Source organism: Caballeronia sp. SL1002, from assembly GCF_057814995.1.
This window is the reverse complement of the sequence record NZ_JBYMUW010000002.1, coordinates 1,070,252-1,088,915: the sequence shown is the minus strand read 5'-3', so window position 1 is coordinate 1,088,915 and position 18,664 is coordinate 1,070,252. Positions and strand designations below refer to the sequence as shown.

At 63.5% G+C, this 18,664-nt stretch carries 18 protein-coding genes; 6 read left to right on the top strand and 12 right to left on the bottom strand.

What is annotated here, in order from left to right:
- The gene (locus AC3D25_RS07870; protein ID WP_488887862.1) at positions 1-1,419 is read right to left on the bottom strand and encodes an FAD-containing oxidoreductase; all 1,419 of its coding nucleotides are present in this window, start codon (positions 1,417-1,419) and stop codon (positions 1-3) included.
- A 274-nt stretch (positions 1,420-1,693) separates the two neighbouring features.
- Here AC3D25_RS07870 and AC3D25_RS07865 point away from each other — a divergent pair, with 274 nt between their 5' ends.
- Positions 1,694-3,022 carry a cation:proton antiporter gene (locus tag AC3D25_RS07865; protein ID WP_488887861.1) on the top strand — a complete coding sequence of 443 codons (1,329 nt, stop codon included), beginning with the start codon at positions 1,694-1,696 and terminating at the stop codon, positions 3,020-3,022.
- 387 nt (positions 3,023-3,409) lie between these two features.
- Here AC3D25_RS07865 and AC3D25_RS07860 read toward each other — a convergent pair whose 3' ends face one another.
- The 3 genes from AC3D25_RS07860 to AC3D25_RS07850 form a co-directional block, all read right to left on the bottom strand.
- On the bottom strand, positions 3,410-3,646 hold the full coding sequence (locus AC3D25_RS07860) for a hypothetical protein (RefSeq protein WP_488887860.1): 237 nt from the start codon (positions 3,644-3,646) through the stop codon (positions 3,410-3,412).
- Between the two features lie 362 nt (positions 3,647-4,008).
- Positions 4,009-5,118, bottom strand: a complete 1,110-nt coding sequence (locus AC3D25_RS07855; RefSeq protein WP_488887859.1) for a saccharopine dehydrogenase family protein — start codon at positions 5,116-5,118, stop codon at positions 4,009-4,011.
- Between the two features lie 146 nt (positions 5,119-5,264).
- Positions 5,265-5,720: an Lrp/AsnC family transcriptional regulator gene (locus AC3D25_RS07850; protein WP_488887858.1), complete on the bottom strand. Its 456-nt coding sequence runs from the start codon at positions 5,718-5,720 to the stop codon at positions 5,265-5,267.
- A gap of 165 nt (positions 5,721-5,885) precedes the next feature.
- Here AC3D25_RS07850 and AC3D25_RS07845 point away from each other — a divergent pair, with 165 nt between their 5' ends.
- Complete coding sequence (locus tag AC3D25_RS07845) at positions 5,886-6,407, top strand: Spy/CpxP family protein refolding chaperone (protein WP_488887857.1); 522 nt, start codon at positions 5,886-5,888, stop codon at positions 6,405-6,407.
- A gap of 226 nt (positions 6,408-6,633) precedes the next feature.
- On the top strand, positions 6,634-7,071 hold the full coding sequence (locus AC3D25_RS07840) for a PGDYG domain-containing protein (protein ID WP_488887856.1): 438 nt from the start codon (positions 6,634-6,636) through the stop codon (positions 7,069-7,071).
- A 101-nt stretch (positions 7,072-7,172) separates the two neighbouring features.
- Here the strand turns inward: AC3D25_RS07840 and AC3D25_RS07835 are convergent, their stop codons facing one another.
- The 8 genes from AC3D25_RS07835 to AC3D25_RS07800 form a co-directional block, all read right to left on the bottom strand.
- The gene (locus AC3D25_RS07835) at positions 7,173-7,538 is read right to left on the bottom strand and encodes a DUF3022 domain-containing protein (protein WP_488887855.1); all 366 of its coding nucleotides are present in this window, start codon (positions 7,536-7,538) and stop codon (positions 7,173-7,175) included.
- Positions 7,539-7,571: 33 nt separating this feature from the next.
- Entirely contained in the window at positions 7,572-8,381 is an 810-nt protein-coding gene (locus AC3D25_RS07830) for a YhfC family intramembrane metalloprotease (protein WP_488887854.1), read from the bottom strand.
- Positions 8,382-9,566, bottom strand: coding sequence for a LacI family DNA-binding transcriptional regulator (locus AC3D25_RS07825; RefSeq protein ID WP_488887853.1), 1,185 nt, complete (start codon positions 9,564-9,566; stop codon positions 8,382-8,384).
- A gap of 110 nt (positions 9,567-9,676) precedes the next feature.
- Positions 9,677-10,645 carry a 2-hydroxyacid dehydrogenase gene (locus tag AC3D25_RS07820; RefSeq protein ID WP_488887852.1) on the bottom strand — a complete coding sequence of 323 codons (969 nt, stop codon included), beginning with the start codon at positions 10,643-10,645 and terminating at the stop codon, positions 9,677-9,679.
- Between the two features lie 32 nt (positions 10,646-10,677).
- Positions 10,678-11,955 carry an MFS transporter gene (locus AC3D25_RS07815; protein ID WP_488887851.1) on the bottom strand — a complete coding sequence of 426 codons (1,278 nt, stop codon included), beginning with the start codon at positions 11,953-11,955 and terminating at the stop codon, positions 10,678-10,680.
- Positions 11,956-12,834: 879 nt separating this feature from the next.
- Entirely contained in the window at positions 12,835-13,806 is a 972-nt protein-coding gene (locus AC3D25_RS07810; protein WP_488889633.1) for a sugar kinase, read from the bottom strand.
- Positions 13,807-13,847: 41 nt separating this feature from the next.
- A complete protein-coding gene (locus tag AC3D25_RS07805; RefSeq protein ID WP_488887850.1) occupies positions 13,848-14,666 on the bottom strand; it encodes a sugar phosphate isomerase/epimerase family protein in 819 nt (272 codons plus the stop codon).
- A 148-nt stretch (positions 14,667-14,814) separates the two neighbouring features.
- A complete protein-coding gene (locus tag AC3D25_RS07800) occupies positions 14,815-15,741 on the bottom strand; it encodes a LysR family transcriptional regulator (RefSeq protein WP_488887849.1) in 927 nt (308 codons plus the stop codon).
- Between the two features lie 105 nt (positions 15,742-15,846).
- Here AC3D25_RS07800 and AC3D25_RS07795 point away from each other — a divergent pair, with 105 nt between their 5' ends.
- The 3 genes from AC3D25_RS07795 (at position 15,847) to AC3D25_RS07785 (ending at position 18,621) form a co-directional block, all read left to right on the top strand.
- Positions 15,847-16,902, top strand: coding sequence for a YeiH family protein (locus AC3D25_RS07795; RefSeq protein WP_488887848.1), 1,056 nt, complete (start codon positions 15,847-15,849; stop codon positions 16,900-16,902).
- 119 nt (positions 16,903-17,021) lie between these two features.
- The gene (locus AC3D25_RS07790; RefSeq protein ID WP_488887847.1) at positions 17,022-17,756 is read left to right on the top strand and encodes a glutathione S-transferase; all 735 of its coding nucleotides are present in this window, start codon (positions 17,022-17,024) and stop codon (positions 17,754-17,756) included.
- A 61-nt stretch (positions 17,757-17,817) separates the two neighbouring features.
- Positions 17,818-18,621, top strand: coding sequence for an aldo/keto reductase (locus AC3D25_RS07785; protein WP_488887846.1), 804 nt, complete (start codon positions 17,818-17,820; stop codon positions 18,619-18,621).
- Positions 18,622-18,664: the final 43 nt, after the last annotated feature.

Here is an 18,664-nt window from a genome sequence, read left to right as displayed (position 1 = left end):
TTATTTCAACGGTTCGAGACTGCCGAGCAAAGTCGGGATCAGTTCGCAGACGGTCGGATGAATGTGCATCGCGCGCTGCAGCGTGGTGTACGGCGCGTCCGCGTTCATGATGTCGATGAACGTATGGATGGCTTCGTCGCTTTCGATGCCGAGCATCGCCGCGCCGAGGATCTTGCGGGTCGCGGCGTCCACCAGCACCTTCATGTGGCCCGCCGTTTCGCCGCGCTCGCGCGCGCGCCCGACGCGCGACATCGGCATGGTCGCGATCAACGCTTCGCGGCCGTCGGCGCGCACCTCGGCCTCGCTCATGCCGACGCGCGCGAACGGCGGATCGACGAAAACCGCGTAGGCCATGATGCGCGTGTCCACGCTGCGGGCTTCCGTGCCCGCGCTACCGTCCACACCGCCGTCCACCACGTTCGACGCGATGATTTCGTAATCGTTGTACGACGTATGCGTGAACGCGCCGCGCCCGTTCACGTCGCCGAGCGCCCAGACGCCCGCCACCGCCGTGCGCAATTGCCCGTCCACATCGATCATGCCGTGCTTGTTACGCGCGATGCCCGCGTGCTCGAGACCGAGATCGTCGGTATTGGGCAGGCGGCCGGTGGCGAACAGGAGGTGCGACGCGTCGATCGACGAGTTAATCGACGAATTCGCCAGCGTCACCCGCACGCCGCTGCCGGCCACTTCGAGCCGCGCCGGATTCGCGCCGAAGCGGAATTCGACGCCCTCGCCCGCCAGCACGTCCTGTATCGCCTGGGCGAAATCGTCGTCCTCGCGCGTGAGCCCGCGCTCGCCGCGCACGAGCACGGTCACGCGGCTGCCGAAGCGGCGGAACATCTGGGCGAATTCGAGCGCGACATAACTCCCGCCGACGATCACCAGATGCTCCGGCACGACCTCCAGATCGAGCAGCGTCGAATTCGTGAGGTACGGCACGTTCGCGATACCTTCGATGTCCGGCACCGCCGCGCGCGTGCCGGTGTTGATGAAGATGGCGTCGGCGGTGAGCGCCTGCAGCGTGCCATCCGCGCTTTCGACTTCGATCGCATGCGGCCCGCTGAAACGGCCGTGACCGTTGAACACGGTCAGGTTCGGCGTGTCGCGCAGCCACTTTTCGACGCCGTCGCGCGACGCGCCGATCACCTCGTCCTTGCGCGCCTTCACGCGCGGCATGTCGATCCGCACGTCGCCGCCGATCACCACGCCGAACTCGCCCGCATGGCGCGCGACGTGCGCCGCGCGGGCGCTGGCGACGTAGGTTTTGGTCGGCGTGCAGCCGACGTTCACGCAGGTGCCGCCGAACAGATGCCGCTCGATCACCGCCGTGCGCCGGCCGCTCGCCGCGAGGCGCACGGCGAGCGGCGCGCCGCCCTGTCCGGTTCCGATCACGATGGCGTCGAAATGGTGTGACATGCGAAAACCTCCGGTGGCGTTTGCGGACTCAAATAAGGACTCGAAATAGGACGCAGAAAAGGACGAGGCAGCGCGAAAGAATTCGCCATCTTAATCGCTCGGACGCGCGCGCGTCTGTACGCGGCTAACCCGCGGCGAGAACTTGTTTCAGCGGCTCGTGTTGCCGCGCCGCCGGTCATGGCGGGCACGGAGCTTGCGCCGCTTTCCGATCCTCCGGCCACTGGCGCGCGCGCCGGTCTGTCTTTGCGGCTCAACTCAACACAAACAGGTTTCCATGACCGAGACGATGTGGTTTCTCGTCGTTGGCGGTGTACTCATTCTCATGGGACTTGCCAGTTCGACCTTCAAGCACCTGCCGATCAGCACGGCCATGTGCTATCTCGCGATCGGCTTCGGTTTGGGGCCGCTCGGGGCGAACCTGCTGTCGCTCAATCTCGTCTCCGATGCCGCCTTGCTCCGGCGTATCACCGAAGTCGCGATGCTCGTTTCGCTCTTTGCGATCGGCCTGCGGCTGCGCGTGCCGCCCACCGACCGCATCTGGCTGCTGCCGGTGCGCCTCGGCGTCCTCGCGATGATTTTCACCGTCCTCGCGATGACCTTCGTCTGCGTGTACCTGCTCGGCCTGAACTGGGGACCGGCGCTGCTGCTCGCCGCGATCCTCGCGCCAACCGATCCCGTGCTCGCCCACGATGTCCAGGTCGATACCCCCGGCGACGTCGATCTCCTGCGCTTCTCGCTGACCGGCGAAGGCGGCCTGAACGACGGCATCGCGTTGCCATTCGCGCTGCTCGGTATCGCCGTGTGTAAATACGAGGCATCGCCCGGCCAGGCGCTTAGCTGGGCCTTCACCGGCGAAGCGGTGTGGGGCGTCGCGGGCGCGCTCGCGAGCGGCTGGCTGCTCGGCGATCTGTCGGTGCGGCTGGTCGCGTGGCTGCGCACGCGCCACAACCAGGCGCTCGGGCCGGAAGGTTTTTATGCGCTCGGATTGATCGCCCTGTCTTACGGCTTGGCGGAATTGATCCACACGTATGCGTTTCTCGCGGTATTCGCGGCGGGCCTCGCGATGCGTCGCGTCGAACAGAAAGCGAGCGGCGACAAGACCCCTCGCCAGGCGGTCGGCACGATCGATTCGGAGGATGTAGGCGCGACCGCCGTCGACCCCGAGCGCGCCCACGCGTTCATGGCGGAGCGCGTGCTGGGCTTCACGATCGAACTGGAGCGGATTGCGGAAGTCGCGATCATGCTGATGATCGGCAGCGTGCTCGCCACGTTCTGGCGCGCGCTGTTCACGTGGCAGACGCTTGCGTTGATCGTGGCGCTATTTGTGGTCGTGCGACCGATTTCGGTGAGCGCGGCGTTGTTGGGGTCGAGCGCCACCGGCCCGCAGCGCCGGTTGATGAGCTGGTTCGGGATACGCGGGGTTGGGTCGTTCTACTACCTCATGTATGCGCTCGAGCATGCGCCACGGAGCGCTGCTGCGCCGTTGATTCCGCTGGTGATCGGGGTGATTACGGCTTCGGTTATCGTGCATGGGATCTCGTCTACGCCGTTGATGAATCGGTATCGCAGTTTGAGGGATGGGGAGACGGCGGACATGCCATGAGGGGTTGGGGGTTGACTGGGGCGGCGAGTTTTGGCTCGATTTTCGAACGGGATTGGTCTGCTGGCGCCGTACGCTTTTGTTTGCCTGCGCGCACGGTGAATTTGCTTACGCGGACGTTTATTGGCGCGCCCCTGTGCGGGGTGGCTGGCGCGTTTGGGTTTGCTGGCGCTCTCTTCTTTTGTCTGCTCGCGCTTCCTGGAAACTTGCTTTCGTGTGCGTCTATTAGCGATGCCCCTGTCCGGGGCGGGACTCACTTTCTTTGCTGCTGCAAAGAAAGTAAGCAAAGAAAGCAGCTTATCCAGCTAAGTGTCCACCACGAACCGTAACCCGGAGTGGTGCGCAAGCTGATTCGGCCATCGCACCACTCAACAGAGTGGCGCCGCTCATTCATCCCCGCAGCCACAAAGTGCCTGCCGGTAAGGCATAACCGAACAACAAACCAAACCAAACCGAACCACCGAACCAAACCGAACCAACCGAACCAACCGAACCAACCGAACCAACCGAACCAACCGAACCAACCGAACCAACCGAACCAACCGAACCAACCGAACCAACCGAACCAACCAAACCAACCGAACCAACCAAACCAACCAAACCAACCAAACCAACCAAACCAACCAAACCAACCGAACCAACTGCTGGTTGTTAGATATTCCCGTCGTTCGAGCGTAGCGAGGACGGAACTGACAGGCGCTGTGCCAATCCGAGCAACTGCGCGCTAGCCGAGTCAGCTTGCGGGCCTATCCGCTAGGTTATTCGAGGTGGACACTTAGCCGGATAAGCTGCTTTCTTTGGTTACTTTCTTTGCAGCAGCAAAGAAAGTGACTGCTGCCGCGCATAGCGGCGTGCTAATAGACCTACACGAAAGCAAGTTCAAAAGAAGCGCAAGCAAACAAACACGCCAGCGCCACCAAACCAAACCGTTGCAAAACGTTCCCAAAAAAGCACACGCAAACAAGACCCAAAGCGCCAGCAAAAAACCCTTAGGCGATTGCAAGCCGCGGCAACTCCGCCCTCAAGGCAACGCCCTCATAAAGCTCCCCAAAGCGGTTCGCCAGAAACGCCCCCAGCGGTACTTGCTCCTGCCGCACAAACCCGCTCTGCGGCAACACGCCTTCGCGAAACAAATCAAGCTCCGCGCACAAAGCCCCCGCCGTCGCGATCTGAATCGCGCTCATCCCCGCGCCGCACACCTCGCGCGCGAAAATCTTCCGCGTGAACACGTCCTGCACCAACTGGCCGCGCCGCATCCCCGTCGCGGTGACAAAAACGAGCACCACGTCCTGCGCAGTCGATGGCACCGCGCGACGCAGCATCGCCTTGAGGCCGTCTCGATCGCTCGCCATGCGCAAGTCGTCAAGAAGGAATTTCATCAGGTCGCGATGCCCCGGATACCGCACCGACTTGTAATCGAGCGCCTCCACCTTCCCGCTCAACGTTTCACAAAGCGTCCCCAATCCGCCGGAAGTATTGAACGCCTCGTATTCGGCGCCATCGAGCGAAAAATGTTCGACGCCTTCGAGCGGCTGAACCCATTGCGTGCGCCCTTCGCGGATCGCCTCGCACGGCTGGCAATACTCGTTGATCAACCCGTCGATACTCCACGTCAGGTTGTACTTCAACGCGTTGGTCGGGAATTGCGGCAGCGCGCCGACCCGCATCTTGAGCTCGTGCAGGTCGTCGAAACTGCGCGCCAGATCGTGCGCCACGATGCCGATAAACCCCGGCGCGAGCCCGCATTGCGGCATGAACGCGTGCGTCGAGCCTTCGGCGATCGCGCGGATCGCGTGGGTCGCGCGCACGTCCTCGGTGAGATCGAAGTAATGGACGCCCGCCGCTTTCGCCGCCGACGCTACGTTGATCGCGAGGTAGTACGGCAGCGCGTTGACGAGCGCGTCGAAGCCATTGAGCGCCTCGCGCAGCGCGGCGGTATCGGCGCAATCGACACGCCGCGTCGCCACGCCGTCGGCCGCGAGAAGGTCCAGTGCGGCTTCGTCGCGATCGAGCGCGACGACCTCGAAATCGCCCGTGTGACGAAGCAGGCGCGCGATGCTCTGGCCGATCAGGCCAGCCCCGACGAGGGCGACTTTCATGTTCTTCTCCTGTGGTAGCGCGCGCCGTCCGGCCCGCTTCGAACCCCAGTGTAGAAGCCCCTGAATATTGATCCTAGACGCAAAGTGCTGCGTATCGACGTCGATTTTCGACGTTATGACGTCTCAATCCTGCAAAACGTCGAAAATCAACCGGTGCGGTCGATCTTGCGCGCGAGAATGATCGAGGTCGTCGTGCGTTCGACGCCTTCCAGCGCGCCGATTTCGTCGAGCAGATCGTTCAGCCGGTCGGGTGAATCGGCGCGCAGCCACGCGACGTAATCGAATTCACCGCTGACCGCGCACAGCAGTTGCATTTCGGGCATGCGAGCGAAGCGTTTCTGCACATCGCGGCCGAATTTCGGCGCGAGCTTGATGCCGACATACGCCTGAATGCTCGCGTCGAGCACGTCCTGTCCGAGCCGCACGCCGTAGCCCGCGATCACGCCGGTCTTTTCGAGCCGCGCCACACGCGCGATGACGGTCGTGCGCGCCACGCCGACCAGACGCGCGAGATTCGCGACGCTTTCGCGCGCGTTGGCCTGAAGCAGCGCAATGAGATTGCGGTCGATGTCGTCGAGTTGGTCGAGGCGCGGCGGTCTCATGCGTGGAGGTCCCTGGTGGTCTGCCGGTATTTTTCGCAGACGTTTCGGTTGTAAGCGTTTGTGGCGAAGAACGCGGCGCGTCACGCAATCGTGATACTAATATCAGCCACGGGAGGCAGGTTCTCCTCTGCGCCGTTTTTCTAAAATAAACCGAAGGTGTATCGAATGAAAAAAACACTCGCTGCTCTGGTTGCGTCGCTCGCGGTTTCGGCAGCGTTCGCTCAATCTTCCGCGCCCGCTGCTGCATCCGCACCGGCCGGCGCATCGGCCGCGCACGCCACGCCTCGCGAGGCGCGTGTCGAAGAGCGTATCGCCGATCTGCATTCGAGCCTGAAAATTACCGCGCAGCAGGAAGGCGACTGGTCGAAGTTCGCCGATGTCATGCGCGACAACGCGCACACGATGGGCGATCTGTATCGCCAGCGGCTCGCGCAGGCGAGCACGACAACCGCCGTCGACGATATGAAGCAATACGCGCAGATCGCGCAGGCACAGGCCGACGGCACGAAGCGGCTGGTCGATGCGTTCGAGCCGCTCTACGCGAGCCTCTCGCCCGAGCAAAAGAAACTCGCCGACACCACGTTCCACAAGTCGGGCCGCCCGCACGAGCACAAGGGCGCGCACCGGCCGAAGAAAGGCGCGTCGCCCGACAGCGTCGCACCGGAACCGGCGATCACCAAGCCGTAAGTGTTTGCGCTACGCCAACACTCAAAACCCGCATCGGCCGATGCGGGTTTTTTCCTTACGCGCCGTCGGCGTGTGAGCGGTCTCAGTGGTTTAGCAGCGGTTTAGCAGCGGTTTAGCAGCGGTTTAGCAGCGGTTTAGAAGCGGCGTCCAGCCTTCGCATAAGCGCGCAAAATCGCGCCGATGCAGTAAGATCGCGGATCTTTATTCGAACTCGTCAGCCCACTCCATGACCGCACTTACTCGCATCGATTTGACCGGCGACCCGGCCGCCCAGCGCGTCGTCAAGGACGAAGCCGTCACGGTGGAATTCGCCTCGGCGAACGGCGCGTTGATGAGCCTCGAAGGTCCGAACCGCTACGCGCCCGGCGACGCGCTCATTACCGGTGCAACCGGCGAGCGCTGGGTGGTATCGCGCGACCGTTTCGACGCGAAGTATCTGCCCGAAGGCGGTATCGCGCATGGCGTGGCGGGCATCTACCGGAACCGGCCGGTTGTCGTGCTGGCGCGGCAGATGCAGGAGCCGTTTTCGATCGCGCGCACGGAAGCGGGCGATGTCTTGATCGGCGCGGCGGGAGACTGGGTGATGCAGTACGCGCCCGGCGATTATGGCGTCGTGAAGGCCGCGCGCTTTGCGAAGGTGTATCGGCTGGCCGAACAGGGCTGAAGCACACGCTCGCCGCTGATAATCCGACGCTCGCTAAAGCGCATGCTCATGCCTAGATTCAGGCCTAGATTCAGGCCTAAATTCACCCCCGCGCTGCGTCCTCAGGCGAAATCTTCGCCCATGTCGATTTCCACCGTGCGCGGCACGGTTTCCCCGTTCGCATACATCTCCTCCAGCGAGCCCAACGTCGCCTCGACATAGGCGCGCAACACCGCGTAACTGCGTGCGTGCAGCTTCGCCGGCATCGCGCGATAACGCGCAAGCGCAGCGGGATCGAAACGCACGTCGATCGCGATCCGTCGCGCCGTCGCGCCGAAACGCATCGCCACGTAGTGGATCACGAGCGACGTGCGGCCATCCTCGCCGATCCGTTCCGCGAACTGCGTCTGCTCCGGGAACAGGTCGCTGACAACGTGCGCGAGCACGTCGATATCGGCACTCGGGCAATCGAACTGGTAGTCGTCCATAAGCGTGAACCTTCTGTAAGAGCGAGTGCCGACTCAACGCGGCGTCGTGACGGACACCGGCCGCCCCGCGCCACTGCGGAAATACCGGACCAGCGCGCGCAGCACGATCAAACCGAACACGAGATACACGGCATCGGCGGCGAGAAGCGGAATCAGCCGCGCCTGGAACAATGCGGCCGGCACGCCGATCAACGCATGCGCCGCAATCAGCAACGGCAGCGTGTAGCGAACGCGTTCGCGCAGCAGTTGCCACATCAGCACCGACAACCCGACCTGAAACACGAACGCGGCGGCACGCTCGATCACGAAGAGCGCTGCGTATTGCGGCGAAAGATTGCCGAGAATCATGTGCAGGCGCATCAGGTCGTCGAGCGGCACGCTCGTGAAATGCGCGTCGAGCTGGTTATTGTTCGCGAGCACCGCGTAGACAATCCATTGCAACTGCACGAACACGCCGACCAGCCACGCCTCCGCGCCACCTTGTCCGATGCCGTAGCCGAGCGCCGTGCCGGGATTCTCAAGCGAGGCCGGCGCGCGCGAAATCAGCCATTTCATCGCGATGAAGCGCCCCACTTCCTCGCAGACGCCCGCCGCCAGCGCGCCGTAAGCGACGAACGCGGCCGGATGCATCAGCCAGCCGACGAGCGCGGCGTTCCCGAGCACGAAACCGTGCAGCGCGCGCTCGACCACCATCGAAAAGAACGCGAACGCGGCGATCCCCGCGATCACCTCGCGCCGCTCGAAGCTGAAGCGCGGCTTGAGGCGTCGATAAAGCACAATCGGCAACGCGGCGATCAAGAGCGTTGCAAGCGTGAGGCAAACCAGCGTCAATACACTAACCATTCAATTTCCTTGAGGATTGTCACGCCGCGTCGATGCGCGCACGACCAGTTCGCCGGGCAGCAGACATTCGCGCGCGGGCATCTGCGCGCCTTCGAGCCGCTCGTGCAGAAACTCCACCGCGCGGCGTCCGATGTCGCCGGTCGGCTGGCGGATCGTCGTCATGCCGGCGAGTTCGGCCCATTCGGAATCGTCGATGGACATCAGCGCCGCATGGCTTTGCCAGTCCGCGCCGAAACGTTCCCGCAAATGCAGCGCGAGGCGCAGCGCGACAGGAGCGTTCGCCGCGAACAGCGCAATGCGTCGTCCGGCGTCGCGCGCGGTGTCGAGCTGCGCGTCGATTTCGGCGAGCGCGGCCGGCGCGGCGACGGCGTCGCCGAGATCGAGCACGACCGTTAAGCCGCGCATCGGCGCAGCGCGTGAACCGGCCAACCCTGGCCGGGCCAAACCTGGCCGGGCCGAACCTGGCCGGGCCAAACCTGGCCGGGCCAAACCTGGCCGGGCCAAACCGGGGCCGCCGATAGTGTCACGAAACGCCGCTTCGCGCACGCGGCGCGAACTGACCTGCCAGAACGGCTGCACGATAAAAACCACGTCGTCGAAGCCGGCTTCCGCGAGATGCCGCACGGCGAGCGATACGGCGCTCGGGTTATCGAGCGAGACCATATCGGTCACGAGACCGTCGATCGCCCGATCCACCAGCACGACCGGTACGCCGCCCTGATTCAGCGCGTGCAAGAGTTCTTCCTTGACGCCGAGCGCATTGACGATCACGCCTTCCACCCGATACGTCGTCAGCAATTGCAAATAACGCCGCTCCATGTCCACTTCGTTCGCCGCGTGGCAGATGAGCGGCATGTAGCCGAGCGCGTGGCACGCGGCTTCCACGCCGCGCAGCACTTCCACCGAATACGGATTGGTCAGGTCCGCGAGCAGCATGCCGATCAGCCGGTTGCGTCCGCGCTTCAGGCCCCGCGCCATCTGGTTCGGCCGATAGTCGAGCTTGGCGATCGCCGCTTCGATCCGCGCGAGCAGTTCCGGCGAAAGCACGCCGGTTTCGCCGTTCAGATAGCGTGAAATACTGGTCTTGCCGGTGCCGGCTTCGCGCGCGACATCGGTAATGGTCGCGCGGCGCGGCAGTGCCGTCGAGCCGGGGCGCGCGCTGGTCGGAAAAGATCGTTCGGTCATTCGCTCGTGGGTTCGGGCTGCAAGAAGCACACAGCGCGCTCGGGGCGCGCTGTGTGTCCAGACCGCGATCTTACTGCACGCGGTGCGCGCAACGCCGCTGCTTCAGCGCTTCAACGCTTGAGCACGGCCGGATTCACGATATTGATCGCAAGCGTGCCATCCAGCGCCGCGACGAGGTTCTCCGCCGCGTTCATCGCCATCGCGTGGCGCGTTTCGTGAGTCGCCGAGCCGATGTGCGGCAGCGCCACCACGTTGCGCATCTTGAGGAGCGGCGAATCGGCGGGCAGCGGTTCGGTTTCGAACACGTCCAGCCCCGCGCCGAGAATCGTGCCGTCCTTGAGCGCCTCGATCAGCGCGGCTTCATCGACGGTCGGTCCGCGCGATGCGTTGATGAGGATCGCGCTTCGCTTCATCGCCTTCAGTTGCGCCGCGCCGATCAACCCGCGCGTCGCTTCCGTCAGCGGCACTTGCAGACAGACGAAATCGGACGTGGCGAGCAGTTCGTCGAGTTCGACGCGCTTCGCGCCGTAGTCGCGCTCGGCCTGCGCGTTCGGGCTGCGGTTCGTGTATTGCACGTTCATGCGAAAGCCGAGCGCCGCTCGCCGCGCGACCGCGCCGCCGATGCGTCCCAGCCCGACGATACCGAGCGTCTTGCCCTGCACGTCCACGCCGAATTCCGCCTCGCCGATGCTCTTCTTCCACTGTCCCGCCTTCACCCATTCGGCGAGATCGACGACACGTCGCGCGCTCGCGAGAATCAGCGCGAAAACGGTGTCGGCGGTGGATTCGGTCAGCACGTCCGGCGTGTGCGCGAGCACGATGCCGCGTTGCGTGAGGTCGTCCACGTCGAACTGGTCGAAGCCGACGGAGATCGTCGACAACGCCTTGAGGCGTGTTGCGCCTTCGATCATCGCGGGCGTGATCTGCACGCTTGCGCCGATCGCGCCGTCCGCGTTCTTCAGCGCGGTGACGAAGGCGTCGTGGTCTTTCGACTCGACGTTGACGACTTCAGCGTGTTCGCGCAGATACGCGAGGACGTCATCGGGGAGCGGCTTATAGGCGACGATCTGCTTTTTCATCGGAACGGATTCCTGTTGGGAAGGTGGATTTTTCAGCCGCGTGTGGCGAGCTTCGCCGACGGCGCTGCGGCGGGTTGCGGGCGCACGGCAAGCGTCAGGATGACGGCGGCGACGAGCGCGGCGCTCATGAACACATACGACGCCGCGGGCGAACCGGTCGCGCCGTTAAGATAGCCGACAAAATACGATCCGACGAACGAACCGAGCGCGCCCATGCTGTTGATGAGCGCCATCGCGCCGCCCGCGACGTTCTTCGGCAGCAGTTCCGGCACGATCGCGAAGAACGGGCCGTAAGGCGCGTACATCGCCGCGCCCGCGATCACGAGCAGCGCATACGACGCCCAGAAATGGGTCGCGCCGAGCAGGTAGCTGCCCGCGAACGCGAACGCGCCGATCAGCAGAAACGGCCAGACGAACAGCTTGCGTCGATTGAGTTTATCGGAGGCCCATGAAGCGGCGAGCATCGCGATAGTCGCCGCCAGATACGGCACGGCCGACAGCCAGCCCGTCTCGACCATGCCGAAGCTCGACGCATTTTTGAGAATGGACGGCAGCCACAGCACGAAGCCATACACGCCGATGCTCCAGCAGAAATACTGCGCGCACAGCTTGATGACCGCGGGCGAACGGAACGCTTCGCCGTAGTTCTTGACCGGCTTGATGGCGGCTTGTTCGGCGCGCAGCGTAGCGTCGAGATCGCGCTTTTCCTGATCGGTGAGCCACTTGGCTTGTGCGGGCTTGTCCTGCACGATGAACCACCAGATCACCGCCCAGATGATTGCCGGCGCGCCTTCCGCGATGAACATGTGACGCCAGCCGAACGAATTCACGAGATAACCGGACACGACCGACATCCACAGCACCGTGACCGGATTACCGAGAATGAGGAACGTGTTGGCCCGCGAGCGCTCCGATTTCGTGAACCAGTTCGCGATGAAGATCAACATCGCGGGCATGACGGCCGCCTCCACCACGCCGAGTACGAAGCGGATCGCCATCAGCGAAGGAATGTTGCTGACGAGTCCGGTGAGCGATGCACACGCGCCCCAGAGCACGAGGCTCCAGAAGACGAGTTTCTTCACGCTGCGGCGTTCGGCGTAGATCGCACCGGGAATCTGGAAGAAGAAATAGCCGAGAAAGAACAGCGCGCCGATGAGGGACGCCAGACCGTGGCTGATGTTGAGATCGCGATTGATCCCGGCCGCGGCCGCGAAGCCGAAGTTCGCGCGGTCGAGGTAGGCGAGACTGTACGTGATAAAGACGATCGGCATGATCGCCCACCAGCGGCGCGCTGCGAGTTTCGGTTGCATGAATGGCTCCGGGGTCCGGGGGGGTTGGGTTGCTGGCGCTCGTGGTTTTGTTTGCCTGCGCTTCTTGGGAATTTGCACTGGTTTTGGGTTGCTGGCACTTTTGCTTTTGTCTGCCTGCGCTTCCTGGGAACCTGCACTGGTTTTGGGTTGCTGGCGCTTTTGGTTTTGTCTGCCTGCGCTTCTCGGGAACCTGCACTGGTTTTGGGTTGCTGGCGCTTTTGCTTTTGTCTGCCTACGCTTCTCGGAAACTTGCTTTCGTGTACGTTTATTAGCACTGCCCCTGTCCGGGGCGGGACTCACTTTCTTTGCTGCTGCAAAGAAAGTAAGCAAAGAAAGCAGCTAGTCCGCCTAAGTGTCCACCACACATAACCAGACGGATAGGCGCGCAAGCTGATTCGGCTAACTCGCATTCAATCGAATTGGCACAGCGTCCGTCAACTCCATCCTCGCTACGCGCGGACGACGGGCATAACAAAAACCAACCCACTAAGTACGTCTTCTTGCAGCTCACAGTTCACAGTTCACAGCTCACAGTTCACAGTTCACAGTTCGTGGTTCGTGGTTCGTGGTGGTTCGTGGTGGTCTGGTTTGGTTTGTCCCGTTATGCCTTACCGGCAGGCACTTTGTGCCTGCCGGGATGGATGAGCGGCTCCACTCCGTTGTGTGGTGCGATGGCCGAATCAGCTTGCGCACCACTCCCGGAAACCGTTCGTGGTGGACACTTAGGTGCCCTAGCTGCTTTCTTTGGTTACTTTCTTTGCAGCAGCAAAGAAAGTGACTGCTGCCGCGCATAGCGGCGTGCTAATAAACCGACACGAAAGCAAGTTCCCAGAAAGCGCCCAAGAAACCAAATCAACAAGCGCCAGCAAACCCAAACCCTCACGCGTGATTCAAAGCGTCCGCAGCCTGCTCGAGCAAATCGAGCTCGCCCCTTGTGGGCAACCCTTCACTATCCCCAATCACCTGAATCGCCAGCGCGCCAATCCGATTCCCGCGCGCGAGCGCATCCCTCACATCGCGCCCTTCAAGCAGCGCGCTGACAACCCCAACAGCAAACCCGTCCCCCGCTCCAACCGTATCGACGACCTTCGCCACCGGCATCGCGGGAACGATGCCCTGATCGCCGTCGGCGGTGCGGAAATACGCGCCATGTGCGCCCAGCTTCACAATCACGCCCTTCGATCCCTGATCCAGATAAAACCGCGCGATGTCCTCCGGCGTCGTGTAACCGGTCAGCGTGACGCCCTCGCTCACGCCCGGCAACACCCAGTCGGCGTGCGCCGCGAGCGCATTCAGCGCGTCGGCCATCGCCTCGCGCGAAGGCCAAAGCGTCGGACGCAGGTTCGGATCGAAGGTGATGGACTTGCCGGCTGCGCGCATCTCCTTCGCGAGATGGAACGCGAGTTCGCGCGAACTCGGCGAAAGCGCAGGTGCGACGCCCGTTAAGTGCAGATGCCGCGCGCCGAGCACGTAGTCGGCCACGTAGTCGTCGAGCGAAAGATGGCTCGCCGCCGACCCGCGCCGGAAATATTCGACCGTCGGATCGCTGCCGTCGTCGTTCTTCGATTTCAGCTGGAAACCCGTCGGATAACGTTCGTCGACCGTCACGCAGCCCGCATCGACCCCTTCCGCCGCCAGCACGTCGAGCACGTAGCGGCCGAACGAATCGGCACCGACGCGGCTCATCCAGCCCACCTTGAAGCCGAGCCGCGACAAACCGATCGCCACGTTGAGATCCGCGCCCGCGACGCGTTTCGTGAAGCGGCCGACCGCCGCCAGATCGCCCGTTTCAGCCGCGACGAACATGGTCATCGCTTCGCCGTAAGTCACGACGTCGAGTGCAGATTGCATCATTTTTCCTTCTTTTACACAGTTCAACACGTTCAGTACGGTCAGGCGGCGGCGAGCCACGCCACATAGCAAGCTGCATCGGCATCCGGCTGAGCGGTATCGAACGGAAACTCGATCCCGCGCGGCACGTTGCGCGGCAAGCTCGCGAGAAGCGCGGCGAAACGCGCGTCGTCGGCGTGCGGGGCGCACGCGAAACGCCGCGCGCCTTCGCCCGTGACCGCCTTGCAATGCACGTAAGTCACGAACGGCGCGAGACGGCGCGCCGCATCGGCCGGATCCTGCAACGCCCACAGCCAGTTGCCGGTATCGAAGGTCATGGTGAGCGGCAAATGCTCCGGCTGCGCGGACTCAAGCGCGGCGAACAATTGCTCGAATGCACGGATCGTGCCGCCCGCCTTCGGCTGCCCATTCTCGACCACCACCCGCGCCGGCGAATTGTGCGTCGCGTTCAAAAGCCAGTCGATCGTCGCCGGGTCGGTCGCGATGGCGGGCTGGCCGTTTTCAGGATCCGCGCCGCCCAGTTGCAGCTTGACGATCCGCGCGCCGAGCGCCGCCGCTTCGTCGATGGCACGCGTCACCGCCGCACGATCCAGCGTGCCGTCCGGCGAAAATGTGTCCGTCGGCGTCGAATAGACGGCCCAGAGGCCGAGCGCGCGGATCGTCTCGCCGAGCTTTTGCAACGCGTCGCGCGCGATGTCGGCGTCGTTTGCAAACAATTCGCGGCGAACCTCGAAACCCGCCGCCCCGGCGCGCGCCGCCGTGGCCGCCCAGATCGCGTGGCCATCGCGGCGGATCGCCTCGGCGCCGAACGCACTCGCGACGATCACGATCCCAAGCCGCTGGTTTGTCTCCACATCCATATCGAATGACCTTTGTTTTCGGCTCAATCGTCTGATTTTTATCGATTGGAACCGGTTCCAAATCTCGGTTTGAAAAAAGACGCGCTCGGCGTCTGTCTCAAAACGAATGGTGCGCCTCCGCCTCCGAAGCGCGCCATAGTGGAAATCCCTAGCCTGCTTCGCGCGTGTCTCCGATGTCTTCCAGACATAGTTCGTGGAAGCGCGCCGCGACGCGCGACGGCGTGGCGGCGTGCGGCATGAGGATCGAAAAGCGTCGTGCGAGGGGCTCGGGCGCGATCGGCAGCCGAATTAGCGCCCCGTCTTCGTGACGCATCGACATCGCGGAAACGAAGCCGATTCCCATGCCCGCGCGCACCGCTTCCTTGACGCCCTCGACGCCCGCGATTTCGAGCGCCACGCGCATCGGCGCGGCCGCGCGGGCGAACGCGCGCTCGACGATCTGCCGCACGCCCGAACCCGCTTCGCGCAAAACGAGCGGATACGCGGCGATCTCGGCGAGCGTGGCGGATCGCGGGGCCGCGCCCGCGCTGGTTTTCACCCACTGCGCCAACGCGTGCGCGCACGGGACGATGGCGACTATCTCGTCCTCGCGCCACGGCGTCACGCCGGTCCCCGGCGGCAAATCCGCACCGACCGGCCCTTCGATCATCGCAATATCCAGCGTGCCGAGCGCCGCGACGATGTCCGATGTGTTGCCGTCGATGGTCTGGATCGTGACGTCCGGATAGCGCCGATGAAATCCCGCAATCAAATAAGGCAGCAGGTAACTCGCGGGCGTCGTGCTCGCGCCGATGCGCAGCGTGCCGCGCTCGAACCCGCGCAATGCATCGCGCAACGCCTCGGCCTGCGCGAAGATTTCGGCGAGCCGCGCGGCATAAGCGGCAAGCTGCTCGCCCGCCGCCGTCAGCCTGATTCCGCGCCCGTCGCGCTGATAAAGCGGCTCGCCGAACTCGTCCTGAAGTTGGCGCAGTTGCCCCGACACCGCCGGCTGCGACAAATGCAGCGCGAGCGCGGCACGGCTGATATTCCGATGCTCGGCGACAACCGCGAAAGTTATAAGCTGGTCAGGGGTCATTTCAACGAAATATCCAGATTGCCGATACTTCACATTCTAAATGACGATTTTTTATATTGATATACGGAGATTAGGATTAGAGCCTTCAGAGATATCGAGGTCCCCATGTCCACCGTCACGACGCTCCCTTCCCCGCGCGGCCAACTGAACGGCGTCCTGTTCGTCGGCTTGTTCGCCGCGGCCGTGACGCAAGTGGCGTCGCTGCCCGCAATTGCCGGGCTGGGCGTGAGCCCGCTGATCATCGGGATCATCGCGGGCGCGGTGTATGGCAATGCGCTGCGTCACGGCATGCCGGAAAGCTGGGCGGCGGGCGTCAACTTCTCGGCGCGCAAGCTGCTGCGGATCGCGGTCGCGTTCTTCGGGCTGCGCGTGAGCTTGCAGGAAATCGCGCAAGTCGGCTTGACTGGTCTGACGGTGTCGGTGCTCGTGGTAGTCAGCACGCTCGCCATCGGCACCTGGGCGGGCATGAAGCTGATGAAACTCGACCGCGATACGGCGCTCCTCACGGCGGCCGGCAGCGCGATCTGCGGCGCGGCCGCCGTGCTCGCGTTCGAATCCACGTTGCAATCGAAGCCGCACCAGAGCGCCATGGCGGTCGGCAGCGTCGTTTTGTTCGGCACGCTCTCCATGTTCCTCTACCCGTTCGCGATGCACGCGGGCTGGCTGCATCTCGATACGCTCGGCGTCGGCCTCTTCTTCGGCGGCACGATCCACGAGGTCGCGCAGGTGGTCGGCGCGGCGAGCAACGTGAGCCCGGAAGCGACGCACATCGCGACAATCGTGAAAATGACGCGCGTGATGCTGCTCGTGCCCGTGCTCCTCTCGCTCGGCTTCTGGCTGAACCGTTCGCGAGCAAAGAACGCCGCAGACCACGCCGATCAATCGCGCGGCAAGCTCGCGGTGCCGTGGTTCGCGCTCGGCTTCCTGGCACTGGTGATCGTCAATTCGCTGCACATTCTGCCCGCCCACGCGACGACCACGCTGAACAACCTCGACACCTTCGCGCTCACGATGGCGATGACCGCGCTCGGCATGGAAACGCGCGTCGCGCAAATCCGTCAGGCAGGTCCGCGCGCGCTCGCAACCGGGCTGATCCTGTATGTGTGGCTGGTCGGCGGCGGACTCGCGATCACGATCGGCGTGGAAAAGCTGCTCGGCTGAACGCCGCTTACTGTGTGACCCTGCGCTGAACTCCTGGATTGCGTTCGAAGTCATAAGGGCTTGCGGCGGCTGAATCTCTCGCCGCCAGACCAATGACCGAACCGCGAGGACGAAGGCGCATGGCATACGAACTCTATTATTGGGACGGCTTGCAGGGCCGCGGCGAATTCGTGCGGCTCGCGCTGGAAGACGCCGGCGCGGATTACATCGACGTCGCGCGCGGCGCTAAAAAAGACGGTCTCGGCACGGATGCGATGATGAAAATCATCAAGAGCAAAACCGAGCCGCACATTCCCTTCGCGCCGCCTTTCCTGAAAGACGGCGACCTGATCGTTCCACACGTCGCCAATATTCTCCAATATCTGGGACCCAAACTCGGCCTCGCACCGAAGGACGAGGCGCTGCGTTTCGTCGCCCACGGCCTGCAGTTGACCATCGCCGATATCGTCGCCGAGGTGCACGACACGCACCATCCGCTCGCCACCGACCTCTACTACGAAGACCAGAAAGACGCGGCAAAAGTGCGTTCGAAGAACTTTATCGAAGCGCGCGTGCCAAAGTTCATCGGCTACTTCGAACGCGTCCTGAAACAGAATCCGCACGGCGACACCACGATGATCGGCGACACGGTAACCTACGTGGACCTGTCGATGTTTCAACTCGTCGATGGCCTGCACTATGCGTTTCCGCGCGCGATGCGGCGCTTCGGCGAGCAGTATCCGCGTGTCGCGGCGCTCCACGACGCCGTGCTGGCGCGTCCGAACATTGCTGCTTACGTCGATTCCGAACGACGGATTCCGTTCAACGAATCCGGCATCTTCCGGCATTACCCCGAGCTGGATCAGGACGCCTAGCCGTCGGCCATTCCGGTGTCCTTGTTCTGCTCGCCACAACAACACATTCAAGGACACCGCCATGTTAGAAAGCATTCCCCACTTCGGACTGGGCACGTTCCGCGTCGAGGCCGAGAAGACCGCGATCGCCGTGAAGAGCGCCTTGCTGCTCGGCTATCGTCACATCGACACCGCCCAGTACTACAACAACGAAGAAGCCGTCGGCAGCGGCGTGCGCGACTCGGGCATTCCGCGCGAAGATATCTGGATCACGACCAAGGTGTGGCACGACCGTCTGCGCCACGACGACCTGATCGCGAGCCTGAAGGACAGCCACAAAAAGCTCGGCGTCGGCGAAATCGACCTGGCGCTGATCCACTGGCCGTCGCCCGACAGCGTCGTGCCGATCGCGGAGACGCTCGGCGCGTTGCAGGAAGCGCAACGGCTCGGGCTGATCCGCCATTACGGCGTATCGAATTTCACCGCGCCGCTGCTCGAAGAAGCGCTCGCCGCGCCGGGCGGACGGGCGATCGTCACGAACCAGATCGAAGTCAGCCCGTTTTTCGCGAACCGCGCGCTGGTCGCGGCGACCCAGAAACTCGGCGTGAAAGTGACGGCCTACATGCCGCTCGGCGAAGGCCGCGCGCATCAGGACGCCACGCTTGGCGGCATTGCCGAGAAGCACGGCGCGACGCCGGCGCAGGTGACGTTCGCGTGGCTCTTGTCGCGCAATATCGTGGTGCTGTCGGCATCGACGAGCGCGGAGCATCAGCAGATCAACTGGGATGCGCAGAAATTGCGGCTCGACGCGGGCGATATTGCGAAGATCGACGCGCTCGACGAAGGCAAGCGCAACGCGAATCCGCCGTTTGCGCCGAAGTGGTGAGCGCCGGCGCACGATAGCCGGTGCAAAAAGCAAAAGCAAAAAA

Coding starts and splice junctions, on each gene's coding strand:
- AC3D25_RS07815 (WP_488887851.1), bottom strand. CDS start 11,955: ATGCAACCGAAACTCGCAGCGCGCCGCTGGTGGGCGATCATGCCGATC.
- AC3D25_RS07825 (WP_488887853.1), bottom strand. CDS start 9,566: ATGACCGAACGATCTTTTCCGACCAGCGCGCGCCCCGGCTCGACGGCA.
- AC3D25_RS07840 (WP_488887856.1), top strand. CDS start 6,634: ATGACCGCACTTACTCGCATCGATTTGACCGGCGACCCGGCCGCCCAG.
- AC3D25_RS07870 (WP_488887862.1), bottom strand. CDS start 1,419: ATGTCACACCATTTCGACGCCATCGTGATCGGAACCGGACAGGGCGGC.
- AC3D25_RS07830 (WP_488887854.1), bottom strand. CDS start 8,381: ATGGTTAGTGTATTGACGCTGGTTTGCCTCACGCTTGCAACGCTCTTG.
- AC3D25_RS07865 (WP_488887861.1), top strand. CDS start 1,694: ATGACCGAGACGATGTGGTTTCTCGTCGTTGGCGGTGTACTCATTCTC.
- AC3D25_RS07820 (WP_488887852.1), bottom strand. CDS start 10,645: ATGAAAAAGCAGATCGTCGCCTATAAGCCGCTCCCCGATGACGTCCTC.
- AC3D25_RS07850 (WP_488887858.1), bottom strand. CDS start 5,720: ATGAGACCGCCGCGCCTCGACCAACTCGACGACATCGACCGCAATCTC.
- AC3D25_RS07800 (WP_488887849.1), bottom strand. CDS start 15,741: ATGACCCCTGACCAGCTTATAACTTTCGCGGTTGTCGCCGAGCATCGG.
- AC3D25_RS07810 (WP_488889633.1), bottom strand. CDS start 13,806: ATGCAATCTGCACTCGACGTCGTGACTTACGGCGAAGCGATGACCATG.
- AC3D25_RS07785 (WP_488887846.1), top strand. CDS start 17,818: ATGTTAGAAAGCATTCCCCACTTCGGACTGGGCACGTTCCGCGTCGAG.
- AC3D25_RS07790 (WP_488887847.1), top strand. CDS start 17,022: ATGGCATACGAACTCTATTATTGGGACGGCTTGCAGGGCCGCGGCGAA.
- AC3D25_RS07845 (WP_488887857.1), top strand. CDS start 5,886: ATGAAAAAAACACTCGCTGCTCTGGTTGCGTCGCTCGCGGTTTCGGCA.
- AC3D25_RS07795 (WP_488887848.1), top strand. CDS start 15,847: ATGTCCACCGTCACGACGCTCCCTTCCCCGCGCGGCCAACTGAACGGC.
- AC3D25_RS07855 (WP_488887859.1), bottom strand. CDS start 5,118: ATGAAAGTCGCCCTCGTCGGGGCTGGCCTGATCGGCCAGAGCATCGCG.
- AC3D25_RS07835 (WP_488887855.1), bottom strand. CDS start 7,538: ATGGACGACTACCAGTTCGATTGCCCGAGTGCCGATATCGACGTGCTC.
- AC3D25_RS07805 (WP_488887850.1), bottom strand. CDS start 14,666: ATGGATGTGGAGACAAACCAGCGGCTTGGGATCGTGATCGTCGCGAGT.